The following is a 26280-nucleotide window of genomic DNA, read 5'->3' as shown; positions in this document are numbered from 1 at the left end:
CATTTACACAAAATTCTTGACGCTACCAAAAAAGAGCGGTCGGATCAAGAATCTTCTTGAATCATACCGCTCTTGTATATGGATTATGAGAATTCGTTCAACGCTTCAGGCGTCCAGTCCGTAACCCCGTTATCCTCTAAAACACCCAAAATAACGTCTGTAATATCTGGATCCGCCATCAGCTTGTCTTGAACGCGGAAAATAATATCATCAGCGTCGGCTAAGGTTAAGCCCTTGCGCAGTTCGATCATCGCATCGACGTGATAATAGCGCCCTTCCTGCGTAATTCGCAAATCATTAATATCCGTAACGTCTGAGTCAGCAAGAATAAGGAAAGCTACCTTCTCCGCAACATCGCGAGGAGCTGCGACCCCGATAAGTCCAACCATATTGTCATACCCGACTCGAAAAGCAACGCCAATCATTAATATCCCGATTAGAAGCGTCGCAATTCCATCCAAAGCCTTAAATGCTGTCAAGGAAGTGACGACAACTGCGCTCATGGCCAATAAGGCACCCGTAACAGCAACCAGGTCTTCATAAAATACCAAGCGAGTGGGTGGTGCAGAACGACTAACATGCTTAAATGAAGCGGGGATAAATGCAATACCTTTTGTTTCAACTCTTGCTTCCTTCGTAATTTCCTTCATCGCTTTGAGCAAAATAGCTCCATCAACAACTAAATTGAATATTAATGCCGCGATATTTATCCAGAACGCCCCACTGCTCGCTTGTACGGGGTGCTGAAGTAAATGCAGGCCCTCACGTATCGTCTCGTAGGCCATAATCGTTACAACGATAACAGCCACCATACAAAAGAGGTTGATGACTCGACCGAATCCAGTAGGGAATTGGCGAGTGGGCTTCTTCTCCGCAAGTATACTGCCGACGAATACAAAGCCTTGATTCACGCTGTCCGCCAGAGAATGCATGGAAGATGCGAACATCGCTCCACTGCCGCTCATTGCAGCACCTGCGCCTTTTGCAGCCGCAATAATGGCATTGCCTATCATTGCAATTGCAGAGGACTTATTTCCTTTGTTAATTAGCTGTAATACCGTTTCTCGTTCCGATTCGGGATCCATTGCTTCCTCCTAAAATGATGAATAAGATAAATGAAATTGTTGCCTAAGCTTACTAATTTTATTACAAGATGCTAAATGCAATCAATCATTAATACGATTAAATCAAAAATAGTTTCAAGATTTCATTTTTGCTTCTATCATTGATATAATTACCAGGATAGGAGATTGATAGAATTACGAAACAGACCGTGTCAGTTATAAGTTATTTATTCAAATTACCAACTTTCATTGATTGAGCCTTAGGGGAGGAAACGATACATGGATCAAGAAGCAAGCACCGCCGGATGGGATGCGATTGATCAAGCAGTCACAGCAATTTATGGCGAGCAGGAGCCGAAGCATTACGGCACGATCATTTCATATGCTTTGGGTGGACATGAACCCTTGGATGGAATAAGTGCATACGAGGCGGATTTTCCATACCCACATTGGCATTTTGTCACCTATGGTTTTTCAGAACTTTATGATAAAGAATTAGACGATGAAGAATATAGCGGATACGGGTTTGAACTTACATTCAGACTGGCTAGGCAGCCTGAGGATGAGGAACCTCCCGCATGGGCGCTTAACCTCCTGCAAAACATGGGGAGATACGTATTCAGCTCCGGCAATGTATTTCGATCGGGAGATTATCTGGATGCGAACGGGCCAATTTGCTTGGATGCAGATACCCAATTAACAGCGCTCGCCTTCGCTGAAGATCCCGATTTGCATGCAATCGATACACCGAATGGCAAGGTAGAGTTCATTCAGATGGTAGGGATTACGAATGATGAGCTTGAAGCGATGCAAACTTGGAATACACTCGGCCTTTTGAATGCATCCCAAACGCACCTGCCTTATTACATTACCGATCTGGAGCGGGAGTCGCTTCTTCGCATGCCAGAAGTGGCCGAAGCTGCTGAGCGAGGAATGCAGAACGATGGTTCGAACACCGGAATCTTATTCGTTCAGCAATTAGGATGGGAATCTGGCAAGAGTGGATGGTTAGGCAAGAAGCCGGCTAAGCTCCTCATCGGCGCAAAGCAGGCCGTCATAATCGGTAAGCTGATACAGGGGCGGATCTTGAAGCGCAAAGAACTTACACTGGTTGGACCTGAGGTTACAATCGTAATAAAATCGGGCGATCGTACTTCTCACGAAACGACGGAAAATGGGATTCAGATGTTCGTAGATGATCGTTCGGCTGCTGAACTAAGTGCTAAGCTTGAGCCGAAGGCTGGCATGATCGAACTTGCGTCTACACAGAGCATCATCGTTCAAATTGAGATAACAGAAATTAAGGATCAAGAAGGCAACGTCGTCGAGATTATTGGATAAGGCTGACACGAGAGACATGAATGGGTATGAGGAGGAGTTGTCATGAGCTGGCTAAGAGAAGAAATTGCGATGAAGTGGCGCACAGAAGGAAAGCGGTATGCCTCGGAAATTAATGAATATGTGCGCGTCGGGATGGAAAGCAACTGGGAACAGGCACAACAAGAGCCAGGGGATGATCAGCGTTCGGGCATGGCCGCAGACATCGTTGACATGATACGGGCTGCCAATCAAGCAGGTGATACCGAACGGCTGCGACAGGAGATTCCGCCAGCATCCTGGCCAATTACACCCGATTATGAGGAGAAGCAGCAAGCTATTAAACCAATTGTCTGTCTGAATGATGGTACTGTTCTTGTGCGTACTTATGGCGGCGGCATCTATCTCATTCAACAGGATCGTCGAATTACTGAGCTTCCTGACTTCTATCATATTGGATGCTCCTCGGACGGAAACTATTTCGCGCTTAGTAATGAACAAGGAATACGTATAATACGAGGAAACGTTACAAGCTTGGGGGAGGGCGAAGAGATTGCCGCTTGGTCATGGCAAGTTATACAGCAACGTATTAAGGCAATCTTGAATGATTGTGAATCACTTGCCGATTCAGAACATCCGGCTAGCCACATTGAGGAGGCTATCCCATTCGACAACGGCTCACGTCTTCTTCTCGTAACCGATTGCGGCATCTATTTGCTTAGCCAAGACCAAGTCGAGCTGCTTCATCCTGAACTGACGGAGATGCAGCAATTTGATTACGAGGATACTCACATCGATATGGTGCATGGTGCTGTGTCTGCGGATGGACGCTGGCTTGCGTACGGCAGCCAGTGCAGTGAACATCTATTGCGAGATGCAGCCAGTGGGAAGGTGTATACGTTCGAGCCGCAATCCAGTTATCCGCATTATGCGCTGTTTGCCAAGGACAGTAGCGAAGTGTGGTATAATGCATGCCATTTCTATAATGGGGCAACGATTCAAGTCCCGCTTGCAGACTTGGGGCAGCTTGAGCTTGAAGCTGGGACAGAACACGAGTGGCCGCTAATGAATGATGAGATGCGTGTATACGCCGCTGCTGCGTTGACAGATGGTCATATATTAGGTGATGCTTATGGATATTTGCGTAAAATAGACAGTGAAGGTAATGAGAAATGGCGATACTTTGTCGGCAGCACCTTATCCGGTATTGTCGTATCACCAGATGAATCACGATTAGCGGTAGGCACATATGGAGGAATGCTGCATCTTATTGACTTACAGAGCGGTGTCAAGAGTGAGTACAGCATCGGTACTGCGAATATCATAGAGATTGACCGCTGGATTCTATGGCGAGATGAAGAGCTGCTGCGCTGGTAGTTGAAGTAAGGTAGAAGTGCGGAAAAGTACGGCATAAAACACTCTACTGATCGAACCTGCTAACCGGTTAAGAACATGATATCCATGTTCTGCGCTAAGAGAGTTTGTAATTTGGCAGCATCACACTATAAAATCATGATGTAAAATCTCATATTGAAGAAGGAATGGTCTACAACGATGTGTAAACGATGCGCTTGGGTAAAAGAAAATGAGCCTCTATATGTGGACTACCATGACAAAGAGTGGGGAGTTCCCGTATACGACGATCGAAAGTTATTTGAAATGCTGTGCTTGGAAGGTGCACAGGCGGGGCTAAGTTGGTGGACAATCTTGCAGAAGAGAGAACATTACCTTGAAGTCTTCGATCAATTCGAGGCAGAGAAAATTGTGCAGTACACGGAAGATAAGCTGGAATCCTTGCTCGATGATGCAGGGATCGTCCGCAATAAATTGAAAATTCACAGCGTCGTTAAAAACGCACACGCTTTTTTACGACTCCAGAAAGAGCACGGCTCCTTCTCCACGTACATATGGAGTTTCGTCAATAACCAGCCCATCGTGAACCATTGGGCGAACATCAAGGAGGTACCCGTTACAACTGACATCAGTGATCGAATGAGCAAGCAGCTTAAGAAAGACGGGTTCTCATTCGTAGGGAGCACGATTTGTTATTCCTTCATGCAGGCGGTTGGCATGGTAAATGATCATACGCTGGAATGCCTCTGCCATCCGTCACATCAAAGGATTCGATCTTAGTTTTTGGATAGATGTCTGTTTGATGTATGAATAGAGGTTTCGATTATGAAAAGAGATTTGAAAGGAGGTGAGAAATCGATGAGTTCCATTCACATGCTGGCCGGCATACCGGGCAGCGGGAAGAGCCATTACGCGAAGGAGCTGTGCAAGCAGCATAGGGCTGTTCACGTAGCAACCGACTCCATCCGTCAGAAGCTGTTCGGAGATGAGGCGAAGCAAAAGAATACGTATGTCGTATTTGATGAAGCATTCTCTCAGATTGAGCAAGCATTGACTTCTGGACGCAATGTAGTATTCGACGCAACCAATGTTAGCCGAGAACGAAGATTGAAGTTCTTGAAGCGGTTCAGGGAGGCTCCGGTGGAATGTCATGTGTGCAGCACGCCCTATGATATCGCCATGCAGCGGGCTCAATCCAGGAAGCGTAAGATTGACGAGAGCGTGATGTCCAAGTTTGCTAAGCACTTTGAGTTTCCGGTGCTTGGCGAAGGCTTTCAACAACTTCATATTGTGCATGCTCCAGCTGACGCTATGCTTGCGCGCTTGGAGTTGGAAGAGCTGCTTGCAGATCATTCTGATCACGACGAATTGTTCAACTATTTGTCCAGCTCTCCGCATTTTCAGGTAATGATAGGATATGATCAACAGAATCCGCATCATTCGAGAACGTTGTCCAAGCATACCTATGCGGTGCTGGAATATGTACGTGCGTTCTACGAAGGGGACAACATGCTGGCAATGCAGCTCGCGGCATTGTTTCATGATGCAGGCAAGCCATTCTGCAAGGTGTGGAAGCAAAGTCGGGGATATTACTCCTATTATGGTCATGAACATGTATCCGCAGCGATCGCCTGCCATGTGCTGAAGCAAATGGGATACGATAAGGACTTTGTCCTGCAGGTCGTCAATCTAGTTAGCTTCCATATGGAGATCCTGCACGGCGGAGACGCCGGAGCATCTCATATTTATCATTTGCTAGGCGATGAAATGCTGGCCCAATTGTATTTTTTTGCGGAAGCCGACACTTTCGCGAAATAAGGAGATGAAACGACATGAAAATCAAATATCCGAAAACGATGCACCTTCCCTGGTCCAGAAGCTATACGAATGACGATAAAATTTTGCGGAATACAGATCATTTCATCGGCCGCGAGGTTGTTGTTACAGAAAAGATGGACGGGGAGAATACAACGATGTATACGAATGGCATCCACGCTCGTTCCCTGGACAGCAAGGATCATCCTTCTCGGCACATCGTCAAAATGCAGCATGGCGGCATTCAATACATGATCCCGGAAGGCTATCGATTATGCGGTGAAAATGTCTATGCGAAGCATTCGCTTTTCTATACAGACTTGCCGAGTTATTTCATGCTGTTCTCGGTATGGAATGAGCATAACATATGCCTATCTTGGGATGATACCCTCGATTGGGCTGCTCAGCTTCAGCTTGCTGTTGTTCCGGTGCTGTATCGGGGAATATGGGATGAGGAAGCCGTCAGGAAGTGCTATACGATGCAATCCCGCTGCGGTGGGGAACAGGAGGGCTATGTTGTTCGTCTCGCGTCTGCATTTCATTATGATGCGTTCAGAGACAGTGCAGCTAAGTTTGTCCGCCGCAATCATGTGCAAACCGATGAACATTGGTTAAGCAAGCCGATCGAACCGAATGGACTTGTGAGCCGATAATCGAATTTGCGACTATTTATGATGATAAGAACTACAAGAAAGGAATGGGAATCATGTAATTCATAATGGAAGTACCCATCTATAGAGGATTTATCCGACAACAAAACTAAAAAACCAGCTTCCTCCCATAATCGGCAAGCAAGCTGGTCTGCTATGGAATACCGTATTTATTTTACCCCTGCTTTTTCTTGCCCCAAGGCATAGGCCGAGCTTTTTTCTAGAAATTCCAATACCTCATCTGATATCGGAAATAACCCCGTCTCATTGGCAGGACGTTTTCTCACTTCCCAGAACTTCTCGATTAAATCCTCATCACCCTCAAATGAGATCAACGACAGCTCATGCAGCTCAGTTGCAATTTTACAGCCTTCATCCGATTCTGGTGGGATAGACTGCTGGATGCACCATTCAATCCGCCGCAGCAAGGACACATACTGTTGAGTGATTGGGTCACTGTTGCCAAGATTAGGAAGTGTCTGACGCAAAAACTTGCTTTCTTCTTCTCCGAAGTAATCCATCCACTGGTTTGAATTCTCTGGTGCGTTCTGCACAAGATTTGATACCTTCTCCCAAGAGAGATTTCCCTCTATATCAATCATATGTATGAGTGTCGCTGTATTGGAAATACTCGACTGCAGCGATGTTAACTGCTCCTGAAGATGGTTATAATGTGCAGTTAAGATGTGACGGTAAGACAGCTTATCTATCAATTGCTGAATATCCTCCAGTGGGAGCGACAATGACTTCATGAGCGTGATCTTCTCAAGTGTAAATAAATCTGCTTCTGAATAATAGCGTCGACCGTTGTCTTCCTTTTGACTCGGCGTAAGCAAGCCAATCTCATCATAATAACGCAATGTTCGTACGGATACATTTCTCATCTTCGATACTTGTCCTGTTGTCCAGCGATTCATGTCAGTCCTCCTGAAAAAAGTGCTTGCAGGTTACGTAACGTCACCTAATATAGTTGGATTATAACATAGAGGATTGAGGGATGAAGATTGAAGACAACAGAGATGTGGAAGAAAAGTGATCCTTGGAGTTGGCTGCAAATGCTGGCTTTACTGGCACTGGAATTCGTATTTGTGATTTGTGTGATTAAATATCCGCTGCAGCAATTGTACGTAGATTGGATGCAGAACACGCTATATGCAGGCACATTGACGGGTCTTACCATAGCCATAACGCTAATGCTGGGGATATATATCATTGCTTTGCGGCCACAGAAATTGACCTGGGCAGAAGTTGGTGTGAAGCCATTTGCGGCTAAAGATTGGTGGAGAATTTTACTCTGGATACTTGCACTTATTATACTCAGCTTGGCAACCGTTTATCTTACGAGCTTTCTAGGGACTACGGTCGAGAATAGTAAAACAGAGAGCTTGAAACAACATGTTACGTTATTTACCTTGCTGCTTGGTGTAGTATCGGCAGGGATCATCTCGCCAGTATACGAGGAAATCTTCTATCGCGGCTTCATCTATCGCTGGCTGCGGACACGTGTTGGAATGGGAGGAGCAATCCTTATAAGTGCATTGATCTTTACTGCAGCGCACTACCCAACGACAAATGCGATGCCCGTTAATTTTGTTGGCGGAGTCCTATTCGCATGGGCGTATGAGCGTACGGGTTCCGTATGGCCTGGAATCCTTGTCCATGGCATAACGAATACGATTGGTGTTCTTTTAACGGTGGTAGGCTGATGCTGATTTATTGTTATTTTCAACGACAAAGACAACTGTGTCTAATCACGCGGTTGTCTTTTTTATGGAAGGAAATGTCTTGAACGTCTAACTCTGTCGTACTATTCTATACTTACTTGATGAAAATGAGCGAATTTCAACACCATGTATTCAATCCGGAAATTAGGGGAGAATCTCACCTTATAAAAAGAGGAGACGGAGCAATATGCCGCATATTACTTGCAATAATATGGACATGTTTGTCGAGCAGCTAGGCGTAGGATTTCCCGTTATTTTTCTACATAGCGGATTTTCAAGAGGGATTCTCGCATTTGCCAGCCAGATTCTTGATTTTCAAAGTAAGTATGCTTGTTATTTTCCCGACTTCCGCGGACATGGCAGAACAAGAAGTGACAGCTTGGAATGGAGTACGCCGCAGCATGCTGAGGACATCATTGCACTCATGAATCGATTAGGGATTCAACAGGCGCATCTGATCGGCTACGGCATGGGAGGAGGGGTCGGCTTGTATTGTGCGATTCACCATCCTGATCGTGTAACTTCGTTAACTTCAATTGGTCAGAGCGGGTATGTTGCTTCGTATGGATCTGAGGAATTTGAACCGGAGTGGCTGCTTGAGAATGATGGCCATGCATTTATCCGGCTAATGGAAGATAGACATAGAGATGCACATAAGGGTAACTGGCAGGAATTTTTGCGCCAAAAGCTTAAAGATTGGCGAACGTATCCACAGTTAAGTGAAGAACAATTCAGAGGCATAAGTTGTCCTACCTTGTTCATTGCTGGTCAGCATGATCCCTATGCACCAGAAGAAGATGTAATGAAAGTGACTACTCTTATTCCCAATTCACGATACGTCATTATAGAGGGAGCAAGTCATCGCCCCCATATGATTCGTGAACAGCCTATCTTCGTAAACGATACTATTTTGTCGTTCTTGGAAGAAGTAGGACGTGCGAATGAACAAGCAAGTGTAGTATGCCACACATAGTCATGTACGATGAGAAGGTGGGCATATGTGAGTTTGTTATCTTTCTGCATAGCGGCTATTCCCGCGGCATATTGGCATTTTCAAGTCAGATGTTGGATTCCCAAAAACAATTTCGTAAATGATGTGACTCATCAATATTTGTCCAATCGAATCCGTACAGGTGATTATTCAGACGAACCTCGTCCATCTTTGGGCGGGGTTTTTGTATACTTCCTAACAGTGATTACCGACTCTAAGAAGGGGGGGGGAAGGAGTTAATCATGCTTTATTTGTAAACAGAATGACTGAGAACATGGAAGGATCTGAATTTGACATCATCTATTTTAGAGGTATATAATTCAGTAGTAAAATAATAGGTAACCTAATTATTTGATTATCTAATAGTTAGCTAACCTAATATAGAGATGAAACGTGTTCTAGAATCTATGAGGTGATGCGGAAATGTTCGATCCAGATACAACGGCGTATAAGCTCGTCCAATCGTTCATGCGATTCAATCGGGCCGAGTGGAATCAACGGATGTCAGCAGGCAAGAAGCGCAGTGAGATGATGATGCTGTTCTGCATCAAGCGCCATGCGCAAGAGGGAGAGCCGGCTATGCGGGTATCCGACATCAGCAACCATCTGCGGCTCACTTCTCCGACGGTTACTCAGACCTTGAATGTGTTGGAGAAGAAGGGACTTGTGGAGAGGTTTATGGATAAGGAAGACAGGCGTGCCGTTCGAGTACAACTGACCGAAGAGGGATTGAAGACAACAGAAGAAGGTCAGAAACAATTCGAGGAACAGATTAACGGGCTGATTCAGCATCTAGGTGAGGAGGATAGCCTTCATCTCGCGGATTTGTTAAAGAAAGTATACGAATACTATGACATCCGCAGCCAACAACGAGAAAAAGAAAAGACACATGATGATGGAGATGGAGTTGAGGAAGCATGATAAAGTTGTTTCGGTATTTGAAACCATACCGAGTGCCGATAGGCGTCATATTAGCGCTTGTCTTTGTACAATCGCTGTCGGAGCTATATTTGCCGACACTCATGTCTGATATTGTAAACTTCGGGATTTCAAAAGGAGATGTCCCGTACATTTGGAAAATTGGCGGTCTCATGCTGGCGGTAGCAATCGGAGGAACAATCTGTGCGATTGTGAGCAGTTATTTGTCAGCCAAGGTTGCAATGGGGTATGGAAAATTAATGCGCGGCAAGGTATTTAACCACGTTCAGCATTTTTCCCTGCAGGAGTTCGACAACATTGGTACTGCTTCGCTTATTACGCGTACGACCAATGACATTACACAAGTACAACAGGTGCTTGTCATGATTCTTCGCATGATGATCAGCGCTCCGATGATGTGTATCGGCGGGATTATTATGGCCGTTAATAAGGATGCCAAGCTAACGTTAGTGCTAGCCGTTGTTATCCCAATCTTGGCGCTTGCAATCTTTCTCGTAGCTAGTAAAGGGATTCCCTTGTTCAAGGCGCAGCAGAAGAAGCTCGATAAGCTGAACCAAGTGCTTCGCGAAAGCTTGATTGGTATTCGGGTAATTCGTTCCTTCAATCGCACGGAGCGTGAGAAGAACCGTTTCAACGAAGCCAATACAGACCTAACGCAGACAGCGGTAAAGGTAAACCGCATTATGGCATCGCTAATGCCAGTCATTATGCTTGCCTTTAACTTCTCGACTCTTGCGATTATTTGGTTCGGAACGGATCGAATTAATGCAGGCAGCATGCAGGTTGGTGATCTGATGGCATTTATCCAATATGCGGCTCAGATTATGTTCTCTCTTGTTATGGTATCGATCATTTTCGTTATGATACCGCGCGCCTCCGCATCTGCCACACGAATTAACGAGGTGCTTGACATGGAACCAGTCATTCGTGATCAGGATCATGTGAAGAAAGCGGAAGGACTTCGCGGATACATTGAGTTCGATCGCGTGACGTTCAGCTATCCGGGTGCAGAGAATCCAGCATTGTCCAATATCTCTTTTAGCGCCCGCCCTGGAGAGACGACTGCTATTATCGGCGGTACAGGTTCCGGTAAATCTACCATGCTGAATCTCATTCCACGATTCTATGACATTGACAGTGGGCGCATCCTGATTGATGGGGTAGATGCCAGAGAGTTATCTCAGAAGGGCTTGCGGGAGAAGATTGGGTACGTGCCGCAGAAGGCCGTACTATTCTCAGGCACAATTGCAGATAATATTCGCTATGGCAAGCAGGATGCGACCGATGAGGAATTGCAGCATGCAGCAGTAGTTGCGCAAGCTGCTGATTTCATTGCAGCTATGCCGGAAGGATACGATTCAGCTATTTCCCAAGGGGGAACGAACGTATCAGGCGGGCAGAAGCAGCGCTTGTCCATTGCGCGGGCACTTGTGCGCAAGCCTGAGATTTATCTCTTTGATGACAGCTTCTCCGCTCTAGACTTCAAAACAGATGCCAAGCTGCGGACAGCATTAAAAGGAGAAACAACTAACGCAACTGTAATTATCGTCGCACAACGTGTAAGTACGGTGAAGGACGCCGATCAGATTATTGTGCTGGAGGAAGGACGAATCGCAGATATTGGCACGCATCAAGAACTGCTGAAATCTAGTGAAGTGTATCGTGAGATTGTATCCTCGCAGCTGTCGGAGGAGGAGATCGCATGAGTGAAAAAAATAAAGCAGCGAATTCCGGCCGTAAGCATGGTGGCGGTGGACCGATGGGGCCGGGGATGATGATGCCGGGTGAGAAGGCCAAGGACTTCAAAGGTTCCTTACGCAGGCTTCTCGGTTATTTGAAACCGAGCCGAACCAAGCTCTTCATCATCTTTTTGATGGCTATACTCAGTACCATATTTTCAATCGTCAGTCCTAAAATTATGGGTAAAGCAACAACCAAGCTGTTTGAATTTACAATGGCGAAGTTCAACGGACTCCCAGCTGCCATGGACTTTGACTTTATTACTAATATCCTACTGCTGCTTGTTGGCTTATACCTGTTCAGTGCGTTTTTCAGTTATATACAGCAATATTTGATGGCAGGTGTAGCGCAAAAAATTGTGTATGACATGCGCCAGCAGGTCAATGATAAGCTGAATCGTCTGCCACTTAAGTACTTTGACGGACGCACGCATGGCGAGATTCTAAGCAGAGTTACGAACGATGTAGATAACATAAGTACAACGTTACAACAAAGCTTAACGCAGTTAATTACATCGATCATTACGATTATTGGCGTCATCGTGATGATGCTGACCATCAGCCCGCTGTTAACCCTCATCTGTATGCTGACATTGCCGCTTAGTGCGATCGTCATTAAGATGGTGGCATCTCGGTCACAAAAACACTTTATGGGACAGCAAAAATCACTTGGTGAGCTAAACGGTCATGTAGAAGAAATGTATACGGGGCATAATATCGTCAAAGCGTTCGGCCATGAGGAAAAATCACTCGAAGAATTTAATGAGGTTAATGAACGCTTGTACGAATCGGGTTGGAAGGCACAATTTATTTCCGGCATGATTATGCCGCTAATGAACTTCATCGGCAATATCGGATATGTTCTTATCTGCGTGGTAGGCGGATTGCTCGTAACGAAGAAATCGATCGAGATCGGTGATATTCAAGCATTCATTCAATACGCTCGTCAATTCACGCAGCCAATTGCACAGACAGCCAACATTGCGAACGTCATTCAATCAACGATTGCATCGGCAGAGCGGGTGTTCGAGGTGCTTGATGAGGTAGAAGAGGTTCCAGAAGCAGCGAAGCCAATTGAAATCGCACATCCAGTCGGTCAAGTGGAATTCGAGCATGTACAATTCGGATATAAGGAAGACGAGTTGCTCATTACAGATATGAACATCCACGTAAAACCAGGACAAATGATCGCGATTGTAGGCCCTACTGGAGCAGGGAAGACGACGCTTATTAACCTGCTGATGCGCTTCTATGAAATTAATGGCGGCGCCATCAAGATCGATGGCGTGGATATAACCGACATGGAACGCAGCAGTCTGCGGTCGATGTTCGGTATGGTGCTTCAGGATACATGGCTCTTCAATGGTACCATTCGTGAAAATATCGCGTATGGCCGGGAAGGAGCTTCGGAAGCGGAGATTGTACGCGCAGCGAAGGCAGCGCACGCTGATCATTTTATCCGTACGCTTCCGAAGGGATATGATACGGTTCTGAATGAAGAGGCCTCCAACATTTCACAAGGCCAGAAGCAGCTCCTTACGATCGCGCGCGCGATTCTTGCGAATCCATCCATTCTTATCTTGGATGAAGCAACGAGCAGTGTCGATACACGTACCGAGGTTCATATCCAGCGCGCGATGAACGAATTGATGAAGGGAAGAACGAGCTTCGTCATTGCCCATCGCTTATCGACTATACGCAATGCTGATCTGATCCTTGTGATGAACAAAGGTACCGTAATTGAACAAGGATCACACGACCAACTGATCGAACAAAAAGGCTTCTACGCGGATCTATATAATAGTCAATTCGAAGAATCAACGCCAGAAGCAATTTAATATTTATAGCCTAAGTATGTCGTTCCATGATGGATCAGCATACTTGGGCTTTTTATTTGCAAATGAAACTAGCAATTGGTTTACATAATATATATTACGTTACTATGATTTAATCGCAAGATCTCTATTACAGAGTAAAATACGAGGCACAGTTATAAATAAAATTTGACAATTACCGATTACGAGTGTAATCTATACCTCAGGATGTTAATTACATATGTAATCAATAGAAAGAAGGTTGAAAATATGCCAGATATTCCGCGAATCTCGGATGCTGAATGGGAAGTCATGAAGGTATTCTGGGGGACAAACCATAAGCTGTCAGCGAACGATGTAATCGAGAAGTTAAGTGAGAATAGTGACTGGAAGCCAGCTACGATTAAATCGTTAATTAATCGATTGCTCAACAAAAATGCGCTCGGCTATGAACAGGAAGGGAAAACCTATCTATATTATCCTGTAGTCAGTGAAGAAGAGTGCGTCAGGGCAGAGAGCAATTCCTTCTTGCAGCGTCTATATGGAGGCGCCTTAAAGCCGATGTTCGTTAATTTCCTGAAGCAAGAGAAGCTATCCACAGAAGAAGTAGAGGAGCTGAAGAAAATACTCGACGAGGGGCAGCGTAGAGATGAATAATTTATTAACATGGTTAACTATTATTTTTGATTGGGTTGCAAAGACTTCCTTAATGGCATCAATCATTGTTGTCCTTATCTTGCTTGTGAGGGCCGCATTGAAGGATCGTCTCCCGATCAAATGGCAGTACATGCTCTGGTTCGTTCTGCTTGCCAGGATGCTGCTGCCTTGGGTACCTGAAAGCTCGTTCAGCTTATATAATCTATTTTCATTTGCAGATAAACCAGTTACTCTTTCTTTCTCGGCAATGGATGATAAAGTGAGCAGATTATCGGCGGAACGTGCATCAGCAATAAACGAATCCAGCCGTAATCTGGACAAGAGCATATCTGGCGCTGAGCGGTCAGATGTCACGATTAACGATAGTCCTGCATTCATTCACTCCGCATTGTCACTTAGCTGGTTACTTGGCGTATTGGCAATGACAGCCTATGTGCTTGTATCGAACCGTAAATTTTCGCGAAGGATGATGAGAGAATCCTATGTCGTATCAGATGAAGACAGCTTGCGTGTACTTCAGCAATGTCGCGAGGATTTGAAGATAAAGAGAACACTGCCGCTGCTGATATCGAATGGAGTGAGCAGTCCTACACTGTATGGGGTATTACGACCGAAGATATTGCTGCCTGGCAAGTATTTTGCGCAGTTTCGCAATGAAGAACTAAGACATATTCTGCTTCATGAATTTGTTCATTACATACGCAAGGATATTGTGACAAACTGGTTATTCACCATCCTGCTTATCCTGAACTGGTTCAATCCGATACTATGGTACGCATCCAGGAAAATGAGGGAAGACCAGGAGCTGTCTTGTGACGATCGCGTCATTTCTTGTTTGGAAGAAGATGAGGTCAAACAGTATGGATACACCATTGTCAAGCTGGTGGAAGCGAATATGACAACCGGCTTTCGTTCTGTCAGTGCGACAAGCTTCTCAACCGACAAATCCCTCATTAAAAGGAGAATCAACATGATTGCTTTGTTCAAACGAGGTTCGTATAAATGGACCATTCTCGGAATCGCGATCATTTCCATTTTTTTCTGCATTGCCCTAACGAACGCGGCAGCGGATAAACCAGAGCCGAAGAAATCCGAAATCCTTGAGCTGTATGCAAATGAACCATTATTTAATCAGGTTAATGAAAAAATCCGCAATACGGTTAAGCAAACGGTTAGTGATGTCATGCAGCAGTTGGGCAAGCCGCTTCCGCTCCAAGAGATCATGCCCACAGAAGACACGAAGGATCTGTTCCTTGTATTCAAAAGCTCTCCAAATGACGGCCCCGGTCAGCGTTACATATGGGTAAACGCTGACACCGGCAAGCTATCGAGAGTACAACTAGGGTTGGATCTGACGCCAGAAGCAGCCGGCTCTGAATTGTTGAAGAAGGCTGCACAAGCGCTGCAAGACAGTGGATACAAAGGGAATCCATATTTTAAAATCAGTCGTACCATTTTCAATGATCCAAACACGAATGAATATACGGTTCAAACGAAATTGATAGATAATCAGAACGATCATCGAGTTGAAGTGCGATTTTCGAATGACACAATCACTACGTCCTATGATGTAGGTCCTGACCAAATTTCGGATGATGAAAATAAAAAAGGTCAATACATGCTTGCTGTACTGCGCGGCAAAAAAGCTGATCAGCTTACCGCTGCATCCAAACTTTTCTCTGACAGCTACAATACCGTGTATTTGTCTTATGGTTCTGACGGCGGTGTCAGCTTCGATCCGAAAACCTATAAGATTCGTCAAATTTATGATTCTTCATTATCTACCTATTCGAGCAATCCTAAAACAAGCGCGAGCCAAAAGCAGAAAAAGCTTGAAATCACGGATGAACAATTACAAACAGCTGCTTTCCCTCTTGTTGCTGAATTGCTCGGATATAATCTACATGAATATGAAATGCAGAGAAATCCAAAGGCTCCCGGCAGTGCTCAATTTGTTAAAGATGGAGAGCGTATATTTGCGATAGAGTTTAACGAGAATGGTGATATATGGATGATCAACGACTACACGAATTAAAGCAGACATTCATAACAAAATAACGACGACCTCAGACATAGTCGTGCATAACAAGTATTATATAAATTCATGACAGGAGTCCTGAATCATCAAGATTCAGGACTCTTGTATTTTGGTCAATGGTTTGGCTGCCGGGCCCTCTAATACATCGCCTTCATAGGAGAACCTTGACCCATGGCAAGGACAATCCCAGCTTCGTTCGCCGTGATTCCATTCCAGCTCACAACCCATGTGTGTACAAGTGGTATCAACGATATGAAGCATGCCCTGATCATCTCGATAAGCTCCAGCTCTTCTACCGTCAATCGATACAACAGCGCCTTCATCATTCGTTAGATTCTCAGGTTTGTTGTGAACACGCTCCAATTTGCCGCTAATGAGATGCTTGGCTACATCCGCGTTCTGAGCGAAAAATGTTTTCACATCAGGATCGATATGAAAGCGCGACGGTGTATATAGTTCCTGATAGGCATTCTCTCTGCCCATAATCATATCCCTCAACAGGAGCGCAGCAGCCGTGCCATTGGTCATGCCCCATTTCCGGTATCCGGTTGCAACGTAAATATTCGGTACTGAAGAAGATATTTGTCCGATATACGGCATTTTATCCAAAGTAACTAAATCCTGAGCCGACCACCGATACAATATTTCTGCTGCTCCAAATACATCATTCGCGTATGCTTGCAGTGCTTCATAGTGCTTAATGGTGCAAATGCCCTGTCCGGTCTTATGACCTTCGCCGCCAATGAGTAACAAGCTTTCACCGGAATCCAATGCCGCTGTACGGATCGAGCGTTTTGGGTTCTCTGCGCTAATATACATGCCTGACAACTGAACATTCTTATTGGGGATGCCCACAACATAGGAGCGTTCAGCATGCATTCTTGCAAAATAAAATCCCATCCCGTCATAACAAGGAAAGTGGGAGCATGAAACGGCATGCTTGCAGGTTAACTTGAAGCCATCTTGCGTAATTACGGTCGGCAGCGTACCCTTATCGATGGTTTCTACAGTGGTATGTTCATAGATCTGCCCGCCTAATTCCACAAACAGCTGAACTAACTTGTCCAAATACTTAACCGGGTGAAATTGGGCTTGATTCTGCATGACGAGGGCCGCCTTGATCGGCATAGGCAGATCGATTTGAGTGACCAATTCACCGTCAATCCCGAGCTTCTCATAGGCAGCGAGTTCCGTTTGAAGCTTCGGCAGGTACTCATCCGAATTTGTATAGATATAAGCGTCCCGTTCCTCATAATCGCATGGAATCTTATGTTCCTGAACCATATGCTTAATAAATTGCTTTGCCTCGATATTCGCTTGATAGTACAGCTTTGCCTGTTCTTGACCGAAATGCTGAATGAACTCGTCGTAAATAAGGTCATGCTGCGCTGTTATTTTGGCCGTCGTATGACCAGTCGTGCCATTCAGCAGCTGACCTGCTTCAACAAGCACGACGCGGAGTCCTTCCCGTGCCAAGAGGTAGGCCGTTGTTATGCCGGAAATTCCGCCTCCAACTACTACAACTTCTGCTTCCGTATGTTTAGCAAGTTTCGGGAAGGAGGGAATCGTTGCGGAGTCCCGCCAATATGATTCAGGAAATTGGGGGAGATCTTGAATGGACGAGGAATCATTGTGCATAGTAGCGAACCTCCTATATAGATTGTCTTTGTCTATTCATTTCCTTGGGAATCCGTGTTTAATCAGTGTGTGATTGAAATCATACATACAGACTAGGGAATACAAACATCGATCTTTATGACGAAGAAAGGAAATATCAGCGCTTCTAGGGTATAATCCGAATCGTTCGATGCCTTGCAGCCTAATTGACATGCTAGCCATTCGCGGATATTATCGATATCATAAATCTATGATTAAGAAGGGTTGTCCATGAAATTTACAAAAGCAACGAATTATGCGCTCCATACTATGCTCATGCTGATTGAGGCATCTACCGTTAAGCCAGTTGGCGTACAACAGTTGGCAGAATCCCAGGGCGTGTCCCCAACGTACTTGTCCAAAATATTAACGAGACTTGTGAAGGCCGGCATGATTGAATCGATCTCGGGAGCCAATGGGGGATATCGCCTGACTCGTCATCGAGATGATATTACATTTCTGGATATTATCCATGCTATCGAAGGCTCGACCTCGTTATTCGAATGTAATTTCGTCCACGGCGAAGAATGTCTGATTCAAGCGGTGATGAAGGAAGCGGAAGAGAAGATGGAGAATCATCTGAAGAATAAGAAATTAATCGATATCGCTCAACAACTCCATAAGAAATCGCATTCGTAATCTACTGAAATGGAGATCATTTCGTCTAGTACCTAATGTTGTTGTTAATATGTGTATCTCGAAATGTCGAATGTTCCAAACTACAAATAAATATGAAGTGTTCATGCAGGGGGACAGAAGAAATCTCAATGAAGTTGAACTGTCCGCTGAAAGTAAAGTGAAGAGGGGTATGTCCTGATGTCAAATCGTCAATTGAATCCGAAGGTCGATGAATTTATACGGAAAGCGAAAACGTGGAAAGAAGAATATGAGAAGCTTAGACATATCGTTCTTGACTGCGAGCTGACCGAAGATTATAAGTGGATGCACCCATGCTACACCTATGAGAACAAAAACATCGTTTTAATACATGGGTTTAAAGAGTACTGCGCACTTCTGTTTCATAAAGGGGCCCTGTTAAAAGATCCAAACGGGATCCTCATCCAACAGACAGAGAATGTACAGGCAGCACGTCAGATTCGGTTCACCAATGTTCAAGAAATCGTTGAGATGGAAGACATCTTGAAGGCCTATATCAAGGAGGCCATTGAAGTTGAAAAAGCGGGGTTGGAAGTGAACTTTAAGCAAACGGCAGAGTACACAGTTCCTGAAGAATTTCAAGTTAAACTCGATGAAAGCCCTGCCTTGAAAGAAGCATTCGAGGCATTAACGCCAGGGCGTCAACGACAATACCTGTATTATTTCTCAGAACCCAAACAATCCAAAACGCGAACATCAAGGGTAGAGAAATATACACAGCAAATTCTTGATGGAAAGGGATTAAAAGATTAGATTATTTGACGATAATCGTAGGTGGACAAGAACATACCTTCATGTGAGATCCGCGCATTGCGCGGGTTTTTTTATTTATATGCATGGCATTACAAACAATAGGGGTTGGATTGGACGCATGAAAATCAATCGTTGACAGGACACCTTTTGGTGTCTTATAATCAAACCGACACCAAAAGGTGTCTCTTTTAAAGACAGTCATAGCGAAATTTGCAAACCTGATTATGTTTCACCTGAATTATTCTTTGTCTTGACTGGTGCAGCTCTCTCATGCGTTTGCTAATGATTATGGTGATTACGGTTTTTATGCGATCCTCCCGCTTTCCTATGCAGCACTGAACATCGCCTCATGGACACTGTGTCAAAATAGCCGTAAACTCTAAGGAGGTGATAGAAGTAGTCATAGCTGATCCCTCATATCACCAACAGATTTCTACTAAAGAATGTAAGATATTGGAGAGGTTGTTGTGGGTGAGAATAATCAGTTGCGGGATGTGTTTGACGCGATTGCAGATCCAACTAGGCGGAGACTCATTCGTTTGTTAGCAGAGAAAGAGGAGATACCGCTTCATGAATTAACGGCACAATTTCAAATGGGACGTACAGCGGTATCCAAGCATTTGACAATTCTTAAAGAAGCCGGACTGGTATATGACCGCAAAGTCGGCCGAGAGACACGATTTAGGCTGAATGCCGTACCACTGAGAGAAGTCCAAGACTGGGTGGCTTTCTACAGCAAGTTCTGGGGTTTGAATATGTTGCGCTTGCAACATTTATTAGAGGAGGAAGAAGAATGAGTGTAACATTAACACTGGATTTTCAATACAAGACTACAATTGAGAAGTTGTGGTCCGCATTAACCGATTCCAGCAAGCTTGCCAAGTGGGTTCACAACATCCACACTGGTGAGGCAATGGAAAATGATTTTAAAGCCGTCGTTGGACACCATTTTCAGTTCCGCACGCAGCCGAACGAATGGTGGAATGGAATTATTGATGGAGAAGTACTGATTGTAGACGAACCCAACAAGCTGTCCTATACATGGGAAAGCGGGGAGAAGCACACGATCACGTGGACACTGCAAGACTTAGGGAACGGAAGCGTTAACCTTCATCTCGAACAAACCGGAATCTCCAATGAACAAGCACTCGCAGGCGCTAAGTATGGCTGGACAAAGTGGTGCAGTGAGCTTGAGAAGGTATTCGCTTAGTTATAAACAAGTACACGTTAATGCAGCAATCAGGCATAATGAGCACAGGTACCACTTATAAGAAGAACTCTCCAAGTCAGGAGGGTTCTTTCTGTATTTTTTACGATAACGCGAGTAATACTTGCTTCATAAATCGGTGAAGAATATGTTATCATAGATATTATCAGTCTGTAATATCCTATTTAATAAGGAGATGAGTATTATGATTTACGATTGCGCCATCATTGGGGGAGGACCCGCAGGATTGAATGCTGCTCTCGTCCTAGGAAGAGCAAGAAGAAGCATTGTCTTGTTCGACCACAATCGCCCTAGAAATGCGGTGACATATGCATCTCATGGTTTTATTACGAGGGACGGGGTTACGATTCCAGAATTCCGGCGCATCGCGCACGAAGAGCTGGGGCGCTATCCATCCATTCGTCTGATGCATGTTGAAGTTACGACAGTTGCCAAAGTGGATGGTGTCTTTCACGTACACGATACATTGGGGCAGTGCATTCAAGCGAAGAAATTGATACTTGCGACAGGGGTCAAGGAGATATTCCCGGAAATAGAAGGATTCACTCCGCTATACGGAAAAAGCTTGTTCAACTGCGTATACTGCGATGGCTGGGAATTGCGTGATCAACCACTTGTGGTCGTGTCTGAACATGCTGCTGGATTTCACACCGCCAAGTTGCTCTATCAATGGAGCAATGATTTGGTCGTATGTACGAACGGGCACTCAACCCTTACACACGAGCAGAAGATGCAGCTTCAATCCAAAAGGGTAAAGGTCATGGAACAACCGATAGCCGCTTTTATCGGACATAATGGCATGCTCCAACAAGTCCGATTCACTGATGGAACAGAGCTTGCGAGATCAGGAGGCTTCGTCACTCCCAAGTTTGGGCAAAGTGCACCTTTTGCTGAGCAGTTGGGCTGTGAATTGACCGCTGCTTGTGGGATTAAGACAGATGATTCAGGGAGAACTACGAGAGCGGGTGTCTACGCAGCAGGGGATGCGGCTTCCTTTTCTCCCTCCCAAGTTGTATTCGCTGCAGCAGACGGCAGTCGAATCGCAATGCATATTAATCGAGAATTGACTGAGGAGGAATTCGAACAGGGGGAGACGAGTTAGGACGATATCACTTTGGTAGTCATTCAAACCTTTATTGGAGGAGTAACACATGAATATTGCATGGAATGAGCGTTACGGTTCAGCAGAATATTACTACGGGGAAGAGCCGAATGCATTTATCCGAGAACAAGCACACCGACTGGACAATTGCCGGACTATCATTGCTTTTGCGGAGGGGGAGGGCAGAAATGCCGTCTATTTAGCTCGTGCTGGACATCAAGTGACAGCGATTGATTACTCCGAGAACGGTCTCAACAAAACGGAGAAGCTGGCTCACAAGTACAATGTACGAGTGCAAACCAAGCAGGCGAATCTCCTTACTGATAATGTAGCGAAACAAGAATACGATGCTGCAATTATGGTTTTCGGCCACTTTCACCAACGTGATCAAGGCTTAATTGTGAATAAGCTGAAGCAGGCCGTGAAGCCAGGGGGCATCATTATGCTTGAAGTATATTCGAAGTCGCAGCTGCGTTATGGAACAGGCGGCCCTCCGGATATTGACATGCTATATGACCCCGCTGAGATGCTAGCTTGGTGCAAGGAGCTTGAGGTTCTGCACTTCTATTATGGGGAACAGAACCGAGTGGAAGGAAAGGGCCATACCGGATTAGCTCATGTGATTCAAGTGATCGCTAGACACCGATCCGCCACAATTTGATCTTGAACCGCCCTTTTTGGTGGGATATTATGTAAGGGAATGAACGTTCATTCCGCGAAAAGGGTGATAGCTAGTGACCACGAACAAAAGAGACGATATTTTACTCGCAGCATTGCATTTATTTACTGACCGCGGTTTCGACGCGACTACCGTACCGATGATCGCTGAACGAGCCAAGGTTGGCGCAGGCACCATCTATCGTTACTTTGAGAACAAGGAGGAGCTGCTGAATTCTTTGTTTCAAGAATGCACCGAGCAGTTCTTCCGTGCCGTTAAACAAGGCTTTCCTGATTCTGCAACCGTCCGCGAACAATTTCATCACATTTTTGTTCAGACCATCCATTTCGCGAAAGAGAACAGGGAAGCCTTCTCGTTCATTGACTCTCACTTGAATCCTCGATTATTGGACGAGAAAAGCCTCAAAACATTTGAAATAGGCATGGATTTTATTCGCCACTTCTTATTCAACGGCCAGCAGCAGAACGTTATCTCTCCATTGCCGCCAAATGCGTTAATCTCTATCTTCTACGGGGCGCTTGTCAAATTGTTCGAAACAATCCGGGCAGAAGTGCTCGAAGAAACGCACGAACTCCTCGTAGGAGTGGAGGAATGCTGCTGGAATGCAATCCGAGCTCATTAACTCGATTGTGTTCCCTTCTGCAACACGGAATGAATATTCATTCCTACCTGTCGACTGTTGACTTCAATCGTTTATTGCTGCAATGTAACACTGACATCCATGAGCTACCTCTTACGAACGAATCTGTATTCCATATAGAGGAGGCAATATCATATGTCTATTGCGATTCCACAACCCAAAACCTACGGCCCTCTCGGCAACATTCCTCAACTGAATCCGAATACCCCCATCTTGTCTTTCATGAATCTTGCTGATGAATACGGTGAAATCTACCGCATGAAGCTGCCATTTGGAACGCTTCATGTCGTCTCTGGCTACGAGTTGGCCAAGGAATTTAGCGACACTGCTCGCTTCGGCAAAATCGTAGATAAAACCGTATTACACAATGTGCGAGCATTTGCAGGGGATGGTTTATTTACTTCTGAGACGGAGGAGCCGAACTGGAAGAAGGCCCATAATATTTTGCTCCCGAGCTTCAGCCGCACAGCAATGCGGGGCTATTTTGACAAGATGCTGGATCTCGCCATGCAGTTAATCCAGAAGTGGTCGCGCCTAAATCCGGATGATCATATCGAGGTGCCGGAGGATATGACAAGACTGGCGATGGATACGATCGGGCTATGCGGCTTTAATTACCGCTTTAACAGCTTCTACCGTGATCAACCCCACCCATTTGTAACAAGTATGGTTCGGGCATTGGATGAATCCTTGAATCAAGCGCAGCGACTTGGCATTCAGGATAAGCTTATGGTCAAAACCCGGCGGCAATTCCAGCAGGACATTGATGTCATGTTCACATTAGTTGATAAGATTATCGCTGAACGCAAAGCGCACGGACACGATGAGGCAGATGACTTGTTAGCTTACATGCTGCAAGGCAAGGATCCCGACACAGGTGAAGCTCTGGACGACGCCAACATTCGGTATCAAATTATTACGTTCTTAGTAGCCGGACATGAGACAACAAGCGGATTATTGTCATTCGCCCTGTATTTTCTGCTGAACAATCGCGACAAGCTGCAAAAAGGCTATGAGGAAGTAGATCGTGTATTGAAAGATCCCGTTCCCACCTACACACAGATCAAGGATTTGAAATACATTCGCATGATTCTCGATGAATCGCTGCGATTATGGCCGACAGCACCCGCGTTCAACTTGCTTGTGAAGCAAGATACGCTGCTGGCGGATCGATATGAGATGAAGAAGGGAGATCGCTTGCTCCTACTGCTTCCTCAATTGCACCGAGATGCTGCAGTATGGGGATCTGATGCGAACGAATTTCGTCCAGAGCGATTCGAGGATCCAAGCCAAATCCCTCATGATGCTTATAAGCCTTTCGGAATCGGTCAACGCGCTTGTATCGGTCAGCAATTTGCTCTTCAAGAGGCGACACTAATGCTTGGTTTAATCTTGAAACATTTCGAACTCATCGATCACACCAATTATCAATTGAAGCTTATGGAGTCGCTGACCATCAAGCCCGAAGGGTTTACCATGCAAGTCCGTCCGCGACGCACTAAAATCGGAGCCGCAGCCATTCACATTGAAAATCGTGACCCGTCTAATGAAGGAGCAGCCTTAAGCCGAGAGCTTCAACAACGATCCCTTCACCATACGCCGCTCCTCGTATTATACGGCTCCAATCTTGGCACAGCAGAGGGCATTGCCCGCGAACTGGCGGAGAAGGGCAATCAATTAGGCTTCCTAAGTAAAGTCGCACCCCTTAACGATTATGCAGATGGTCTTCCCAAGGAAGGCATCACCTATATCATAACAGCATCATATAACGGTCAACCGCCCAGCAATGCACGACGCTTCATGAAGTGGCTGAAGGAAGTGGGGCCGGAAGCATTGACAGGAATTCGCTATTGCGTCTTCGGTTGCGGCGATCATAACTGGCCTAGTACCTATCAGAGCATTCCCATGTTCATGGATGAACAACTCGCGGCTAAAGGAGCAACTCGACTGCTGCCTGTCGGCCATGGCGATGCCAGCGGTGACTTCGACACCGAAGTGGAGGAGTGGCGCGCTATGCTGTGGCCAGCAGTTATGCGTTCACTGGAATTAGAATTTGATGGAATTGATGGAACAGAGGAATCGACAGCTTCTTCGTTAACTGTAGAGGTTGTAAACATATCGGTTGAATCACCGTTTGCCGAATCATACCATGTCCATTGTGCAACGGTCATAGACAATCACGAGCTGCAAAGGGGCGGAAACGGGCGTAGTACACGTCATATCGAGATTGAACTACCTGAAGGAGTGTCTTATCTTGAAGGGGATCATTTAGGTGTGTTCCCTATCAATTCGGATAATCTAGTCGAACGGGTAATAAACAGATTTGACTTAAATGGAAGCGATCACGTGGTGTTGCGAACAATAGAGAACCGTTCTTCCCATTTGCCGTTACATCGACCTGTGTTGATACATGATCTTCTAAGCCGGAGCGTCGAACTTCAGGAGCCTGCCAGCCGAGCGCAAATTCGCGAGCTTGCCGCATTGACGGTATGTCCTCCGCATCGAATTGAATTAGAAGCGCTGCTTGAGGCAGAGGCCTTTAGACGGAACATCCTTGAGAAGCGCGTATCAATGTTAGATTTACTAGAGAAATATGAAGCTTGCTCAATGACATTCGAGCGCTTTCTAGGGCTGCTCCCGCCACTAAAAATACGATACTATTCGATATCCAGCTCTCCACATGTACAGCCGAATCAGATTAGTCTCACGGTAGGGGTCGTACAGAGTCCGGCTTGGGATGGACGACATGAATATCGAGGAGTTGCTTCTAACTATCTTGCCGACAGACAACCAGGCGAATCCATCAGGATGTTTATTCAGCCACCGCAGTCCAATTTCCGGCTGCCAGAGGATCCAAGCACACCTATTATTATGGTAGGCCCGGGGGTAGGAATTGCGCCATTCCGTGGATTTCTTCAAGCTCGGCAAGCCATGAAGGAGCAAGGGATTCCGCTCGGCAGCGCATATCTTTATTTCGGCTGTCGAGATGCGACGGATCACATCTATGAAGAAGAACTGGAGCATTATCAACAAGAGGGGATTGTTACGGTACACACCGCATTCTCTCGTATCGAGGGTCAACCAAAAACCTATGTCCAGCACCTGATCAAGCAGCGTCAGCAAGAAGTAATCGGTCTCCTTGATCAAGGGGGACAGTTCTATGTGTGCGGAGACGGGAGCGCTATGTCACCAGATGTGGAGGCAACACTTAAGCAGATGTATCAAGACGTTCATGGTGTTAGCGAGACGAAAGCAAATAGATGGCTGGAGCAGCTAGGGGCCGACGGAAGATATGTGAAGGATGTATGGGCAGGAAGGAAAGCCTAATGAACCAAAACAAGTTGTAAACGAGTTGCAGGACAAGGGCGCCCTAGATGGGCGTCCTTTACCATTTGGACAGTTCAACTAGGTCATTCGTGTGATTGTGTTGCAAGAACAGGCTTTATATACTTGATTGGAGGTGG

Annotated in this window: 23 protein-coding genes and 1 pseudogene; 21 read left to right on the top strand and 3 right to left on the bottom strand. The window is 45.5% G+C overall.

What is annotated here, in order from left to right:
* Positions 1-83 precede the first annotated feature (83 nt).
* Positions 84-1085, bottom strand: coding sequence for a cation diffusion facilitator family transporter (locus BBG47_RS11455; RefSeq protein ID WP_065291823.1), 1002 nt, complete (start codon positions 1083-1085; stop codon positions 84-86).
* 258 nt (positions 1086-1343) lie between these two features.
* On the opposite strand from BBG47_RS11455, the gene BBG47_RS11450 reads away from it, so the two are divergent.
* The 5 genes from BBG47_RS11450 (at position 1344) to BBG47_RS11430 (ending at position 6202) form a co-directional block, all read left to right on the top strand.
* Positions 1344-2405: a suppressor of fused domain protein gene (locus BBG47_RS11450; RefSeq protein WP_065291822.1), complete on the top strand. Its 1062-nt coding sequence runs from the start codon at positions 1344-1346 to the stop codon at positions 2403-2405.
* A gap of 42 nt (positions 2406-2447) precedes the next feature.
* Positions 2448-3758 (top strand): WD40 repeat domain-containing protein, encoded by a 1311-nt coding sequence (locus tag BBG47_RS11445; RefSeq protein ID WP_065291821.1) that lies wholly within the window; start codon positions 2448-2450, stop codon positions 3756-3758.
* 177 nt (positions 3759-3935) lie between these two features.
* The gene (locus BBG47_RS11440) at positions 3936-4514 is read left to right on the top strand and encodes a DNA-3-methyladenine glycosylase I (RefSeq protein ID WP_065291820.1); all 579 of its coding nucleotides are present in this window, start codon (positions 3936-3938) and stop codon (positions 4512-4514) included.
* Positions 4515-4592: 78 nt separating this feature from the next.
* Positions 4593-5552, top strand: a complete 960-nt coding sequence (locus tag BBG47_RS11435) for an AAA family ATPase (RefSeq protein ID WP_065291819.1) — start codon at positions 4593-4595, stop codon at positions 5550-5552.
* Positions 5553-5566: 14 nt separating this feature from the next.
* A complete protein-coding gene (locus BBG47_RS11430; RefSeq protein WP_065291818.1) occupies positions 5567-6202 on the top strand; it encodes an RNA ligase family protein in 636 nt (211 codons plus the stop codon).
* Between the two features lie 167 nt (positions 6203-6369).
* On the opposite strand, the gene BBG47_RS11425 is transcribed toward BBG47_RS11430, so the two are convergent.
* Positions 6370-7116, bottom strand: coding sequence for a MerR family transcriptional regulator (locus BBG47_RS11425; protein ID WP_065291817.1), 747 nt, complete (start codon positions 7114-7116; stop codon positions 6370-6372).
* An 87-nt stretch (positions 7117-7203) separates the two neighbouring features.
* On the opposite strand from BBG47_RS11425, the gene BBG47_RS11420 reads away from it, so the two are divergent.
* The 7 genes from BBG47_RS11420 to BBG47_RS11390 all read left to right on the top strand — a co-directional run bounded on the left by BBG47_RS11420 (position 7204) and on the right by BBG47_RS11390 (position 16098).
* Positions 7204-7905, top strand: a complete 702-nt coding sequence (locus tag BBG47_RS11420; protein ID WP_065291816.1) for a CPBP family intramembrane glutamic endopeptidase — start codon at positions 7204-7206, stop codon at positions 7903-7905.
* Between the two features lie 205 nt (positions 7906-8110).
* Complete coding sequence (locus tag BBG47_RS11415) at positions 8111-8896, top strand: alpha/beta fold hydrolase (RefSeq protein ID WP_083189234.1); 786 nt, start codon at positions 8111-8113, stop codon at positions 8894-8896.
* A gap of 441 nt (positions 8897-9337) precedes the next feature.
* Complete coding sequence (locus BBG47_RS11410; RefSeq protein WP_021262764.1) at positions 9338-9835, top strand: MarR family winged helix-turn-helix transcriptional regulator; 498 nt, start codon at positions 9338-9340, stop codon at positions 9833-9835.
* On the top strand, positions 9832-11559 hold the full coding sequence (locus BBG47_RS11405) for an ABC transporter ATP-binding protein (protein ID WP_065291815.1): 1728 nt from the start codon (positions 9832-9834) through the stop codon (positions 11557-11559). The genes BBG47_RS11410 and BBG47_RS11405 overlap by 4 nt, the downstream gene beginning before the upstream one ends.
* Positions 11556-13430 carry an ABC transporter ATP-binding protein gene (locus tag BBG47_RS11400; RefSeq protein WP_065291814.1) on the top strand — a complete coding sequence of 625 codons (1875 nt, stop codon included), beginning with the start codon at positions 11556-11558 and terminating at the stop codon, positions 13428-13430. Before BBG47_RS11405 ends, BBG47_RS11400 begins: the two co-directional genes overlap by 4 nt.
* 246 nt (positions 13431-13676) lie before the next feature.
* Positions 13677-14063 carry a BlaI/MecI/CopY family transcriptional regulator gene (locus BBG47_RS11395; RefSeq protein WP_065291813.1) on the top strand — a complete coding sequence of 129 codons (387 nt, stop codon included), beginning with the start codon at positions 13677-13679 and terminating at the stop codon, positions 14061-14063.
* On the top strand, positions 14056-16098 hold the full coding sequence (locus tag BBG47_RS11390; protein WP_065291812.1) for a M56 family metallopeptidase: 2043 nt from the start codon (positions 14056-14058) through the stop codon (positions 16096-16098). The genes BBG47_RS11395 and BBG47_RS11390 overlap by 8 nt, the downstream gene beginning before the upstream one ends.
* A 96-nt stretch (positions 16099-16194) precedes the next feature.
* On the opposite strand, the gene BBG47_RS11385 is transcribed toward BBG47_RS11390, so the two are convergent.
* Complete coding sequence (locus BBG47_RS11385; protein ID WP_065291811.1) at positions 16195-17739, bottom strand: FAD-dependent oxidoreductase; 1545 nt, start codon at positions 17737-17739, stop codon at positions 16195-16197.
* Positions 17740-17988: 249 nt separating this feature from the next.
* Between BBG47_RS11385 and BBG47_RS11380 the strand changes: the two genes are divergently transcribed.
* The 9 genes and pseudogenes from BBG47_RS11380 (at position 17989) to BBG47_RS11345 (ending at position 26143) form a co-directional block, all read left to right on the top strand.
* Positions 17989-18396 (top strand): Rrf2 family transcriptional regulator, encoded by a 408-nt coding sequence (locus tag BBG47_RS11380; protein ID WP_065291810.1) that lies wholly within the window; start codon positions 17989-17991, stop codon positions 18394-18396.
* A gap of 177 nt (positions 18397-18573) precedes the next feature.
* Complete coding sequence (locus tag BBG47_RS11375) at positions 18574-19167, top strand: YdeI/OmpD-associated family protein (RefSeq protein ID WP_065291809.1); 594 nt, start codon at positions 18574-18576, stop codon at positions 19165-19167.
* 241 nt (positions 19168-19408) lie between these two features.
* Positions 19409-19550, top strand: a pseudogene (locus BBG47_RS30685) (DoxX family protein); the annotation flags it as partial.
* An 84-nt stretch (positions 19551-19634) separates the two neighbouring features.
* Complete coding sequence (locus tag BBG47_RS11370; RefSeq protein WP_065291808.1) at positions 19635-19964, top strand: ArsR/SmtB family transcription factor; 330 nt, start codon at positions 19635-19637, stop codon at positions 19962-19964.
* Positions 19961-20377, top strand: coding sequence for an SRPBCC family protein (locus BBG47_RS11365; RefSeq protein ID WP_021255962.1), 417 nt, complete (start codon positions 19961-19963; stop codon positions 20375-20377). The genes BBG47_RS11370 and BBG47_RS11365 overlap by 4 nt, the downstream gene beginning before the upstream one ends.
* A 202-nt stretch (positions 20378-20579) precedes the next feature.
* Positions 20580-21497 (top strand): NAD(P)/FAD-dependent oxidoreductase, encoded by a 918-nt coding sequence (locus tag BBG47_RS11360; RefSeq protein WP_065291807.1) that lies wholly within the window; start codon positions 20580-20582, stop codon positions 21495-21497.
* A gap of 49 nt (positions 21498-21546) precedes the next feature.
* Positions 21547-22158 (top strand): class I SAM-dependent methyltransferase, encoded by a 612-nt coding sequence (locus tag BBG47_RS11355; RefSeq protein ID WP_065291806.1) that lies wholly within the window; start codon positions 21547-21549, stop codon positions 22156-22158.
* A gap of 73 nt (positions 22159-22231) precedes the next feature.
* On the top strand, positions 22232-22798 hold the full coding sequence (locus BBG47_RS11350) for a TetR/AcrR family transcriptional regulator (protein ID WP_065291805.1): 567 nt from the start codon (positions 22232-22234) through the stop codon (positions 22796-22798).
* Positions 22799-22951: 153 nt separating this feature from the next.
* Positions 22952-26143: a bifunctional cytochrome P450/NADPH--P450 reductase gene (locus tag BBG47_RS11345; RefSeq protein ID WP_065291804.1), complete on the top strand. Its 3192-nt coding sequence runs from the start codon at positions 22952-22954 to the stop codon at positions 26141-26143.
* Positions 26144-26280: the final 137 nt, after the last annotated feature.

It is taken from the genome of Paenibacillus sp. KS1 (assembly GCF_001680695.1).
GTDB lineage: Bacteria > Bacillota > Bacilli > Paenibacillales > Paenibacillaceae > Paenibacillus_B > Paenibacillus_B suaedae.
Note: the sequence above shows the minus strand (reverse complement) of the source record. Positions and strands in the feature narration are given on the sequence as shown.

What these genes read in the sequence shown, in the direction of transcription:
- BBG47_RS11355 (WP_065291806.1), top strand. Translation starts at nt 21,547, where the DNA reads ATGAATATTGCATGGAATGAGCGTTACGGTTCAGCAGAATATTACTAC.
- BBG47_RS11400 (WP_065291814.1), top strand. Translation starts at nt 11,556, where the DNA reads ATGAGTGAAAAAAATAAAGCAGCGAATTCCGGCCGTAAGCATGGTGGC.
- BBG47_RS11445 (WP_065291821.1), top strand. Translation starts at nt 2,448, where the DNA reads ATGAGCTGGCTAAGAGAAGAAATTGCGATGAAGTGGCGCACAGAAGGA.
- BBG47_RS11450 (WP_065291822.1), top strand. Translation starts at nt 1,344, where the DNA reads ATGGATCAAGAAGCAAGCACCGCCGGATGGGATGCGATTGATCAAGCA.
- BBG47_RS11395 (WP_065291813.1), top strand. Translation starts at nt 13,677, where the DNA reads ATGCCAGATATTCCGCGAATCTCGGATGCTGAATGGGAAGTCATGAAG.
- BBG47_RS11430 (WP_065291818.1), top strand. Translation starts at nt 5,567, where the DNA reads ATGAAAATCAAATATCCGAAAACGATGCACCTTCCCTGGTCCAGAAGC.
- BBG47_RS11375 (WP_065291809.1), top strand. Translation starts at nt 18,574, where the DNA reads ATGTCAAATCGTCAATTGAATCCGAAGGTCGATGAATTTATACGGAAA.
- BBG47_RS11360 (WP_065291807.1), top strand. Translation starts at nt 20,580, where the DNA reads ATGATTTACGATTGCGCCATCATTGGGGGAGGACCCGCAGGATTGAAT.
- BBG47_RS11425 (WP_065291817.1), bottom strand. Translation starts at nt 7,116, where the DNA reads ATGAATCGCTGGACAACAGGACAAGTATCGAAGATGAGAAATGTATCC.
- BBG47_RS11365 (WP_021255962.1), top strand. Translation starts at nt 19,961, where the DNA reads ATGAGTGTAACATTAACACTGGATTTTCAATACAAGACTACAATTGAG.
- BBG47_RS11435 (WP_065291819.1), top strand. Translation starts at nt 4,593, where the DNA reads ATGAGTTCCATTCACATGCTGGCCGGCATACCGGGCAGCGGGAAGAGC.
- BBG47_RS11415 (WP_083189234.1), top strand. Translation starts at nt 8,111, where the DNA reads ATGCCGCATATTACTTGCAATAATATGGACATGTTTGTCGAGCAGCTA.
- BBG47_RS11380 (WP_065291810.1), top strand. Translation starts at nt 17,989, where the DNA reads ATGAAATTTACAAAAGCAACGAATTATGCGCTCCATACTATGCTCATG.
- BBG47_RS11405 (WP_065291815.1), top strand. Translation starts at nt 9,832, where the DNA reads ATGATAAAGTTGTTTCGGTATTTGAAACCATACCGAGTGCCGATAGGC.
- BBG47_RS11345 (WP_065291804.1), top strand. Translation starts at nt 22,952, where the DNA reads ATGTCTATTGCGATTCCACAACCCAAAACCTACGGCCCTCTCGGCAAC.
- BBG47_RS11390 (WP_065291812.1), top strand. Translation starts at nt 14,056, where the DNA reads ATGAATAATTTATTAACATGGTTAACTATTATTTTTGATTGGGTTGCA.
- BBG47_RS11385 (WP_065291811.1), bottom strand. Translation starts at nt 17,739, where the DNA reads ATGCACAATGATTCCTCGTCCATTCAAGATCTCCCCCAATTTCCTGAA.
- BBG47_RS11410 (WP_021262764.1), top strand. Translation starts at nt 9,338, where the DNA reads ATGTTCGATCCAGATACAACGGCGTATAAGCTCGTCCAATCGTTCATG.
- BBG47_RS11440 (WP_065291820.1), top strand. Translation starts at nt 3,936, where the DNA reads ATGTGTAAACGATGCGCTTGGGTAAAAGAAAATGAGCCTCTATATGTG.
- BBG47_RS11455 (WP_065291823.1), bottom strand. Translation starts at nt 1,085, where the DNA reads ATGGATCCCGAATCGGAACGAGAAACGGTATTACAGCTAATTAACAAA.